Source organism: Rhodanobacter terrae (assembly GCF_042657005.1).
GTDB lineage: Bacteria > Pseudomonadota > Gammaproteobacteria > Xanthomonadales > Rhodanobacteraceae > Rhodanobacter > Rhodanobacter terrae.
Window position 1 is genome coordinate 26,845 of sequence record NZ_JBHSNG010000032.1, and the last position, 11,087, is coordinate 37,931.

General features: G+C 66.8%; 4 protein-coding genes. 1 reads left to right on the forward strand and 3 read right to left on the reverse strand.

Annotated elements, in window-relative coordinates; all coding sequences use genetic code 11:
• Positions 1-446: 446 nt before the first annotated feature.
• Positions 447-1,637, forward strand: a complete 1,191-nt coding sequence (locus ACFPPB_RS18485) for a XylR family transcriptional regulator (protein WP_377329816.1) — start codon at positions 447-449, stop codon at positions 1,635-1,637.
• A 405-nt stretch (positions 1,638-2,042) separates the two neighbouring features.
• Here the strand turns inward: ACFPPB_RS18485 and ACFPPB_RS18490 are convergent, their stop codons facing one another.
• The 3 genes from ACFPPB_RS18490 to ACFPPB_RS18500 form a co-directional block, all read right to left on the reverse strand.
• Positions 2,043-2,885: an OmpA family protein gene (locus ACFPPB_RS18490; protein ID WP_377329818.1), complete on the reverse strand. Its 843-nt coding sequence runs from the start codon at positions 2,883-2,885 to the stop codon at positions 2,043-2,045.
• An 11-nt stretch (positions 2,886-2,896) separates the two neighbouring features.
• Complete coding sequence (locus tag ACFPPB_RS18495; RefSeq protein WP_377329820.1) at positions 2,897-8,884, reverse strand: ESPR-type extended signal peptide-containing protein; 5,988 nt, start codon at positions 8,882-8,884, stop codon at positions 2,897-2,899.
• 1,344 nt (positions 8,885-10,228) lie between these two features.
• Positions 10,229-10,846 carry a DedA family protein gene (locus tag ACFPPB_RS18500; RefSeq protein ID WP_377329822.1) on the reverse strand — a complete coding sequence of 206 codons (618 nt, stop codon included), beginning with the start codon at positions 10,844-10,846 and terminating at the stop codon, positions 10,229-10,231.
• Positions 10,847-11,087 lie beyond the last annotated feature (241 nt).

An 11,087-nucleotide genomic window follows, 5' to 3' on the forward strand; every position in this document is an offset into this window, starting at 1 on the left:
GCCACCGCACCCCGGAACAGGGTTGGACGTTTGCGCCGGCAGCGCGCGGCTACTGCTTCAGTCGAAACGGACCAGGCCGATCGCCGCGCCCCGAGGCGGCGCGGACGCGGGGTAGCCTGCCTCGCCGTCCCAGTGCCCCTGCAGCAACCTCACGCGCATGCTTCACCCTCTGTCACGCCGCCGGCCGCCGACATCCCGCGGCGACCGTTCATGCCAAAACCGCAGTTCATGCTGCGGGCAGCACGAAAACGGCGCAATTACGAAATTGCCCAGAACGACTGACGTTTCTTCTTTTGCGCTTGCCGCAAAGCCTCCGCACCCCCCATGCGCCCGTGCTAGCCTCAGGTCGATCCGGGCCCGGCCCGGACGACAACCGATGGTTCTGGGGCGGGCGCGCCGGGCGCCGTGCAGCCAGGCCGCCGTACGGTGACCGAGATGAGCAAGCAATGAGCAATCCACATGGCGTCCATCGCATCGCGCTGCTGTTCAACGCGAACAAGGTCTACGACCGGCAGATCATCGCCGGCGTCGGCGCATACCTGGCCTCCACCCGGGTCAGCTGGGACCTGTTCATGGAAGAGGACTTCCGCTGCCGGCTGACCGGCCTGGCCGACTGGTGCGGCGACGGCATCATCGCCGACTTCGACGACCCGCAAGTGTGCGCGGCGCTGCGCGAAGTGAACGTGCCGGTGGTCGCCGTGGGCGGCTCCTATACCGACGCGTCGCGCTACCCCGACGGCCTGCCCTACATCGCCACCGACAACGCCGCGCTGGTGCGGCTGGGCTACGACCACCTGATCGAGCAAGGCCTGGAAAACTTCGGCTTCTACTCGCTGCCGGTGGCGCCGGCGCACCGCTGGGCGGAGGAGCGCGAACGGCTGTTCGACGGCATGGTCGCGCGCGACGGCCTGAAGAGTTTCATCTACCACGGCCATGCCACCAGCGCGGCGGGCTGGAGCGACGCGATCGAGGCGCTGATCGCCTGGCTGAAATCGCTGCCGAAACCGGTCGGCATCCTCGCCGCCACCGACGCGCGCGCGCGCCAGCTGCTGCAGGCGTGCATGATGGCGGACATCCCGGTGCCCGACGAAGTCGCCATCGTCGGCATCGACAACGATCCGCTGGCGCGCACGCTGAGCCGCATCCCGCTGACCTCGGTGCAGCAGGGCACCGAGGAAATGGGCCGCACCGCCGCGCACCTGCTGCATCGCATGCTGCACGGCGCCGATTGCAGCGACACCCGTGTGGTAGTGCCGCCGGAAGGGTTGCATGTGGCCGCGTCCAGCCTGCACCAGACCCGGCGCAGCCCGTACGTGATGCGCGCCATGCACTACATCCGCCAGTACGGCTGCCTCGGCATCCGCACCGAGCAGGTAGCCAACTACGTCGGCGTGTCGCGCTCGCTGCTGGAGGAACACTTCCGCCGCAGCCTCAAGCGCAGCGTCCACCAGGAAATCCTGCGGCACAAGCTGGAGATCGCGCAGGAACTGCTGCGCAACGGCGAATGCAGCCTCGCCGACATCGCCGTGCGCTGCGGCTTCACCTCGGTGCAATACCTCTACACCGTCTTCCGCCGCGAACTCGGCTGCACCCCGAAGGCCTTCCAGGAGTCGCAGCAGGCTGAGTTGCAGGAGTGAGTGGAGAGGAGTGAGAATCGAGTGGGGATCGAAAGCCTCGACGACTGCGCCGTTGCCGGGCTGACCGACAACGGCGCGATGATGGCGATGGAGCCACCTAGGGATGCTCTGATCAATTCTACGTAGGCGTCACCGTGACTGTCTGTTCGCAGGCCACAGGGCCGTCGGCGAGGGCAGACTGGCCGTCTGTCGAGACGGCGGACCGAAGGCATGCGGACAGACAGTCACGGCCCCAACGCATTGAATTTAAAGTGATGGGGTGATGTCCAGAAGGCGCGCAGGCTGCGCCGCGCAGCTTGGCAAGACGGCCAGTCTTCCCTGCGCCGCGCAACACACCCTGCGCGCCTTCTGGACATCATGCCGCCTACGTAGAATTGATCAGAGCATCCCTAGAGTGGCTCGTCCTCACTCCATGCCGTCGATCCATATCTCCACTCTTCGATTCGGCGCCAGGCACGCGATCAGCTGTGCGCGCGAGCCCTCCTGGCAGTCCTTCACCGGAGCGGCCTTGCCCAGGCCTTCGGCGGTGACGCGGTCGCCCGGCACGCCTCGCGCCACCAGATAGTCCTTCACCGTCTGGGCCCGGCGCTGCGATAGCGCCTGGTTATAGGCCTCGCCGCCGAGACGATCGGTATAGCCGACGATGCGCACGGAGCGCAGCTTGCCGCCCTGCCCGCGCAACTTCGCAGCCAGATCGTCCAGCGCGGCGTGTCCGGCCGGCGAGAGTTCGGCCCGGTCGAATGCGAACAGCGCATCGGCAGACAACACGCGCGGCTTGGCCGGCGCCCGCTCGGCAGCTGCTGCGGGAGCCGGCGCCTTCAGCAGATCGGCGCAGGCTTCCGGCTTCCAGTAGAAGCTGCGCGCGAGCTTGTCCTCGTCGAACAGCACCTTGTACTGACACACCGCGACCTCGTCGCTGCCGGCCTTGCGGAAGTTGAACACGTAGTTCCATTCCCGCACGCCCCATATGCCTTCGCTGAAGTGCGGAAAGCCGATCAGGTCCGACACTTGCTGCTTGTTGAGGCCGGCCCTCATCTGCCGCAGGTTGGCGAGATTGGGGAAAGTGCCTCCCTTGTGCATGGGTGTGGTGTCCGTCGGCGCCGGCCACACCATCTCGCCGGCCGAACGGCCATCCTTCGCCACGTTGTGGCTGACGTTGCCGCAGGCGGCGAGCGCCAGAGCGAGCGCAGCCAGAGCGATACCTTTGAGCGATGCGCGCATGTTGTTGACTCCTGGAATAGCGTTCATGAAGTTCCTCCTCACCACACCACGGCCGCGCCGACGCCCGCGCCGGTGTCGCCGCGCGAGTTGCTCGTGGCGTTGAGCTTGAACACGTAATGGCCGCTCTCGGTGATGGTCGACACGCCGATGGCGATGCCGGCCTCGCCGTGGAAGCTGCCCAGCGCCACCCCCGCCGAGCTCTGGTTCGGCTGGTAGGCCTGCGGCAGGCTGGCCATGGCCATCGCCGCGGCGACGCCCGCGTCGGCGCGGTTGCCTATACGGTCGAGGTTGCGGTCGACGCTCTGGAAGCGTTGGTCGACGTAGTTCTTGGACCAGTCCTTGGCGGTTTGGATGGCCTGGTTGAGCTGGCCTACGTTTGCTGCGTCAGTGCTGTTCACGCCGGCCGCCACGTTGGTGACGGTACGCTCGTTGCCTGCCGAACCCACCGACACCGAATTGGCTTGCGAGGCCACCGAACCGGCGCCGATCGCCACGCTGTTGTCGCCGCTGGCCGTCGAACCCGCACCGACCGCCGTGCTGCCGTTGCCCGACGCGGTGGAGCCGGCACCGACGGCGGTCGAGTTGCTGCCCGTCGCCGAGGCGTTCGACGTGTTGTCCGTGCTGGTCTGGTACGTGTTGGTGGTGTTGGTACCGCCCTGCGGCAGGTTGTTGACGATGTTGTTGAGGTTGATGAGCTGTGAATAGAGCGCCGACAGCGTCTGATCGGTAGCGAACAGCTGGGAACCGTTGATCGCATCCGTACTGGTCGCGCTGATGCGGCCTGCCGCCACGTTGGTAAGCGTGCGTTCCGCACCCACGCTGCCCACGCTCACCGTCGAGCCCGGCGCCGTTCCGGCGAAGTTGTACGTGACGCCGCCGAGGGTGGTGCCGGCGGTACCGACCGCCGCGTCCGTCACCGAACCCGCGCCCAGCGCCACGCTGCCGGCAAACGCCGCCTGCGTACCCGTGCCCAGTGCCATGGCCTGGATACCGTTGGAAGTGGCGTTGGTGCCAAGCGCCACGCCGTCGGCCAGGTTCACTGTCGCGTTCTGGCCGATCGCGGTGCCGCCCGGCGCGGTCTGCTGCACGATCGAGCCATTGCCCATGCCGATGCCGTTGTCGCCGTTCACCGTGGTCTGCGGACCGATAGCCACCGATTCCGCGCCCGCCGCCAGCGAATCGGAAGCCGTGGAGTTGGCGTGGAAGTACTTCGTCGGCGTGACCGAGAACGAACTCATCGCGCCCTTGAGCTGGCGCAAGGTGACCGCGTCCTGGTTCAGCGTGCCGTCCGCCACGTTGGTGATCTGGCGGAAGTCGGTGGCGTTGCCCACCGATACGGCGCCCAGCAGGTTGCGATCCGTCGTGTTGTACGGAATCACATTGGTACCGACCAGGATCGAGCCCGAGATCGGCGCGATCGCGCGGTCGGACACGGCACCCGAACCCAGCGCCACGCCACCCAGCACCGACACGCCGGTGTTCTGGCCCAGCGCCGTACTGCTGTCCGCCGTCGCCGCTGCTCCCACGCCTGCCGCCAGCGCGTCGAGACCGGTGGCTCCGTTGTTGGCGTAGTTGCCGCCCTGCGTGCCGCCGTCATTCACGCTGTAGTAGTGCGTGGCGCTGGCAATCACGGTGTTGTTGAGCGTATCCAGCGCCTGGTTGGTGGCGAACAGCTGCGAGCCGTTGATGGCGTCGGTGCTGTTCCCATTCACCTGGCCCGCCGCCACGTTGGTGACGGTGCGCTCGGCCCCTGCCGTGCCTATGCTCACGGTGCTGCTGGGCGTGATGCCGGCGTAGGTGTAGGTGTTACCCGCGATGGTGCCGCCGCTGGTGGCAACCACCGCACCGGTGACGCTGCCCGCGCCCAGCGCCACGTCGCCAGCATTGGTGCCCGCAGTGGCGCCATTGCCGATGGATACCGCATTGGCTGTATTAGCCGTGGACACCGGACCGATCGCCACGCTGTTGACGCCGTTCGCCAGCGAGTCGGCGAGAGTGGAATTGGCGTGGAAGTACTTGATGCCGCCGGTGTCGATCTGGTTGAAGATCTGCTGCAGCGAGCTGTACGTATTGCCGCCATAGGTGAGGCTGGTGTTGAGCGTGCCGGTAGCCGGATCGTAGGTGGTGCCGCCGCCGTAGCTGTTGGCGATGGTCGTGCCCAAGTTGGTCACCGTGTTGCCCAGATTGGTGACGCTGCTGCCCACGGCGCCGATCGCCTGATTGGCGGCGAACAGCTGGCTGCCGTTGATCGCATCCGTGCTGTTCTGATCGACGCGGCCGGCAGCCACGTTCGTGATGGTGCGCTCCGCGCCAACTGCGCCCACGCTCACCGTCGAACCCGGCGTCGTACCCGCGAAGGCGTACGTGGTGCCGTTGATGGTCGCGCTTGGAGTACCGACCGCCGCCGCCGTCGCCGAGCCCGCGCCCAGCGCCACGCTGCCGGCAAACGCCGCCTGCGTGCCCGCGCCCAGCGCCATGGCCTGGATGCCGTTGGAAGTGGCGTTGGTGCCAAGTGCGATGCCGTCGGCCAGGTTCACCGTGGCGTTCTGGCCGATCGCCGTGCCGCCCGGCGCGGTCTGCTGCACGATCGCGCCATTGCCCATGCCGATGCCGTTGTCGCCGTTCACCGTGGTTTGCGGACCGATGGCTACCGCTTCGGCACCCGCCGCCAGCGAATCGGTGGCGGTGGAGTTTGTGTGGAAGTACTTGATCGGCGTGACCGAGAACGAACTCATCGCGCCCTTGAGCTGGCGCAAGGTGACCGCGTCCTGGTTCAGCGTGCCGTCCGCCACGTTGGTGATCTGGCGGAAGTCGGTGGCGTTGCCTACCGATACGGCGCCCAGCAGGTTGCGATCCGTCGTGTTGTACGGGATCACGTTGGTGCCCACGATGATCGAACCCGAGCTCGGCGCGATCGCGCGGTCGGACAGCGCCCCCGAACCCAGTGCCACGCCGCCCAGTACCGAGACGCCGGTGCCCTGGCCCAGTGCGGTGGCGTTGTCGGCGGTGGCGGTGGAACCCACGCCGGCGGCCAGCGCGTCGAGGCCGGCGGCGCCATTGTTCGTGTAGTTGCCGCCCTGCGTGCCGCCGTCGTTGACACTGTAATAGTGCGTCGCGTTGGCGGTGACCGTGCTGCTCAGGCTGTCGACGGCCTGGTTGGTGGCGAACAACTGCGAACCATTGATCGCATCCGTGCTGCCGCCACTGATGCGACCCGCCGCCAGGTTGGTGATGGTCCGTTCGGCGCCGCCCGCACCCACGCTCACCGTGCTGTTCGGCGTGGTGCCGGCGAAGTTGTACGTGGTGCCGGCGATGACGTAGCTCGGCGTGCCCACCGCCGTGGTGGTGGTGGAGCCCGAACCCAGCGCGACGTCATTGGCGTTGTTGGCAACGGCCGTGTTGCCGAAAGCCAGCGAGCCGGCGCCCAGCGCGCTGCTGGTATTGCCGATCGCTACCGAGCCCGCGCCTTGCGCATTGTTGGTATTGCCCAGGGCGACCGCGCCGTCGCCGTTGGCGGTGTTGTTCGCACCCACGGTGACGGCGCCGTTACCCGTGGACGAATTCGGATCGCCGATCGCCACCGCGCCATTGCCGTTGACGGTCTGACTTTCACCCAATGCCACCGCGCCGGTGCCGCCGAGCACCTGCGAATTATGGCCGGCGGCGATGGAACCGGTCCCGGCCGCGGCGGCGACGGTATTGCCGTCACCTAGCGCAACCGTCGATGCCGCCAGCGCCTGCGAGAGATTGCCGAGCGCCGTGGCACCCGCCGCCGCCGCGTTCGCACCGGGGCCGACCGCCGAGGCACCCACCCCGGACGCACTGGCGAACTCGCCGAACGCCAGACTATTCGTGGCGCCGGCGTTGGCGAAGGCGCCCACTGCCGTGGAGCCGCTGACCCCCGATGCCGTGGCGTTGACCCCGATCGCGGTGCTGCTGACGGCCGAGGCATTGGTGCCAGTGCCGAGCGCAATGGCATCGCCGCCCGACGCGTTCGCCTGATAGCCCTGCGCTACGGCCTGACTGCCCGACGCCGCAGCCGCGATGCCTGCCGCCATCGAATTGGCGCCGGTCGCGCCGTTGTTGAGGTAGTTGCCTCCCGTCGTGCCGCCATCGTTGACGCTGTAGTAGTGAAGTGGCGTATTGGTCGCGAGCGACTGCACCGCCTGCGTCACCGCGTAGAGCTGCGAGCCGTTGATCGCGTCCGTGCTGCCGCCGCTGATGCGGCCCGCCGCCACGTTGGTGATGGTGCGCTCGGCGCCGCCCGCACCCACGCTCACCGTGCTGTTCGGCGTGGTGCCGGCGAAGTTGTACGTGGTGCCGGCGATGACGTAGCTCGGCGTGCCCACCGCCGTGGCGGTGGCGGAGCCTGAGCCCAGCGCGACGTCATTCGCGTTGTTGGCAACGGCCGCATTGCCGAAGGCTACCGCGCCAGCGGCCAGTGCCTTGCTGGTATCGCCCAGCGCAACCGAGCCCTGGCCGATCGCCTGATTGCTATTGCCGATCGCTACGGCGCCATCTGCCGCGGTGGCGCCGGCGGCATCGCCCGCCGCGACGTTGTTGGAGCCCATCGCCACGGCGCCGTTGCCGTTGGCGATATTCGGATCGCCGATCGCCACCGCACCGTTGCCGGTGGCGGTCTGTGCCTCGCCCAGTGCGACGGCGCCGGTGCCGCCCTTCACTTGCGAGTTGTGGCCTCCGGCGATGGAGCCGGTACCCGCCGCTGCAGCAACCGTGTTGCTGTCGCCGAATGCCACGGTGGAAGCCGCCAACGCCTGAGAGGCATTGCCGATCGCAGTGGCGGCCTGAGCTATTGCGTTCGCCGTGTTGCCGATTGCCACGCCATCGGCGATCGCCGCATTCCCGCTGACGCCTGCCGTCGCGCTGTTGCCCTGCGCGATCGCATTGTTTCCGTAGGCTTTAGCAGAGACACCCAGCGCCACCGCATTGATGGCGGTCGCCGCGTTGTTCTGGCCGAGTGCGATGCTGGACGTACCCGACGCCTGGGCGTTGGCGCCCACCGCCGTTGCCCCCACTGCCGATGCGGCAGCATTACTGCCCAAGGCCGTGCCGTACTGCGCGCTGGCCGAAGTCTGCCTGCCCACGGCGGTCGACTGAGGGCCTGAAGCAGCGGACGTTGTGCCGATGGCGATCGCATCCGTGTTGCTCGCATTCGCCTGCAACCCAATGCCGATGCCTTCGGCGCCGGCAACGCTCACATCCGTGCCGATCGCGACAGCCGAAGCTCCGGATGCACCTACACCAACCGTACGCGCGCCCAGGTAGATCGCGTTGAGAGCAGTCGCATAGGCCTGCCAGCCGAGCGCCGTCGCATGGGTTCCTCCGCTCACACTCGAGCCCGAGCCGAGGGCGACGGCATTGTTGGAGTTGGCGACGTTGGTCAGATAGCCGATGGCGATGCTGTTGACCGAGTTCGCGTCCACCGAACTGGTGTTGGCAATAGCAACGCTATTGGTGCTGGCGCTGGTCGAAAGCGTTCCCATGGCAACGGTGTTGGCACCGGAAGCCGTGACATCGGTGCCTATACCGATCGCGCCACCCGCGAGCGCGCCGGTACCGTTGGCGGTACGTGCACCCAGATAAACGGAATTGATGGCACTGGTATAGGCCCCGAAACCGATCGAGATACTGTTCTGGCCTGCTGAATGCGCGACATATCCCACAGCCACGCCGCCAAGCACATCGGTGAGCGCGGATCCGCCAAGCGCAGTGGCTCCCAGGCCGCTGGCCTTGGCGCCGTAACCCATGCACGACGTCGCGCTGCTGTAGAGGTTGTAAGGCGACGCGGTGCAATCCACCGTCTGCGCATCCGCCCGTTCAACCCATCCGGCCCCGCCCAGTGCCATCAGCACCGTCAGAATGCCCAGGCTGAGTCGGCTTGGAGATAACCGATGACGTGCTCCGCGTCGGTCGACCACGCCGCCGCGATGACGCGCGGCAAACTCCGAGGCGACGACGACTTGCGCCAACGCGCAATTCCAAACCTTGCTGTAGATCTTGTTCATACCTTCTCCGTGTGTGCCGGGGGGACGGGGGTGGGAACAGAGGCCGGAAGCCGGAGGGCACGAATCGTGGGCGCGCAGGTGCCCGAGGCGCGGAGCCGCTATGGGTTCCGGGTCGGCATTCGACGCGAACGGCGCCCTCTGTTTTGCCGCGCCCCTGCTTGCATGCGCGCACGGCCGAAGGCCACGCGCAGAGGTCATGACGGGACGGCGTCCCGGATCAATCGCTCAGGCGAGCTGTGGGAAAGCGGTCAGGCCTGCCGAGGCGCGGGCGGCGCATGCAGGAGCGGTGCGTGGCGAAGAAAGCCCTCGAACCAGTGGGCGCGGACGTACTGCGATTCAATCAGGGGCATTGGGTACTCCCATGTCTTGTCCATCTCGATGGATACGTGTCCTTTGCGTATGCAACTTCCCGTCCTGGGACCTTGCTCCCCACCATCGGTTTACCGCAGCATCCAGCCTGTTCTGTTCGCGGGGCCGGTATGCGCCACCGCCGCACCGGAGGGCGCGGCGGATACATGCATTGGTTGTATGAACCGGAGAACCAGGCGACCGTGTCGGTCGCGTGAGAGACCATCCTCCGTATGCCGCGCGCTCCGGAGCAGGTACGGTGTCGAGGTGCCGGAATGCACGTGCAGGTTCCTGCCTGACCGGATGCCATGGGCAGCTGGCCCGAGGAATTCGGCTCGCCGCACTGCAGAAAGATGCGACGAAATTCACCGAATTTTCGTGCATGCGTCATGCCCCCTGCGCTCCGTCCATGGCGACCGCCTTTGCCGCGGCGTTCGGCTCGGATAAATTTTCCCTTCACTCGGCGTTGCGTGGCCCACACCGGTAGCGGCGGCGACGCCACTGTATCTTTGATCAGAGTGGGATTGCGATTGCAACCAATCGCGTTTGCTTTTTTTCTGAGAAGTGGTCGTGAAGATCCGGCGAATTCCTGTGCCGAGAGGTGCAGCTGTCGGGCGACAACCGCGCGTCGGCGACGTTCGCCCTTGACGGTGCCTTCGTCGAAGCCAGGCTGGCCAATGGCGGTTCACTTCCGCTCGAATTCGACAAGAATCTCAGCCGGCGCTCCGCCGGGACGGTCCGCGCAAAGAGATCCGTGCAAAGAGATAAGCGGATTTCTACAGCGCTAAGGAACGTCTGAACAAGCTTATGCTCGTCGCCGAGATTGTGGGAGCGACTTCAGTCGCGATGGCCGCGGCAGCGGCCTGCAGCATCCCGGCGTTGCAGCGGCTCGATGCACAGTCAGGCGGCGCAGCGCGCTGCTATGCGATCGCGACTGAAGTCGCTCCCACAAGGGGCACCCTTCTCCAGACCGCAGTGGACTTATTCAGACCATCCCTAACGCCGCGCCAGATGTCGCAGGTGACGCCACACGTAAAGGACCACGCCCATCAGAATGATGGCGCCGATCAGCGCATCGAAGCGGTGGAAATACACGCCCAGCGTGTCCCAGTGCTGCCCCAGCTTGAGTCCGACCCAGGCCAGTCCCCAGCACCAGATCAGCGCGCCGAGAAAGGTGTACGCGGTGAACCGCCACAGCGGCATCCGCGCTACGCCGGCGGGAAACGCGATGAACGTGCGCACCACCGGCAACAGGCGTCCGACGAAGATGGTGATGTCGCCGTGGCGCTGGAACCAGCGATCGGCCAGGTCCAGGTCGTGATGCGAGATCAGCACGTACCGGCCATAGCGCTCCACCAGCGGACGGCCGCCCCAGGCGCCCAGCGCATAGGCCAGCCAGGACCCCACCACGCAGCCCACCGCACCGGCCACCGCGACGCCCCAGAGCACCAACGCGCCGGTGGACACGAGATAGCCGGAGAACGGCATGATGATCTCCGACGGCAGCGGAATGCAGGCGCTCTCGATCCCCATCAGCAGGGCGATGCCAACGTACCGCCAGCTGGAAATGACGGTGATGACGAAACCCGCCAGCAGGCCGATCAGCTTGTCCATATTGAGAAATCCGCTCGCCGGTAGAGACGGCATGGTAGCGGCGAATGGCCCGGACGGCGCGCGTTCCGGTCGTCCGTGGACTGCATCCCGATCGCAAACGCGCCCCGCCGCGCGTTATTCCACCGTCACCGACTTGGCCAGATTGCGCGGCTGATCCACGTCGGTGCCGCGCAGCACGGCGACGTGATAGGCCAGCAATTGCAGCGGCACGGTGAACACGGCCGGCGCGATGAAGGAGCCG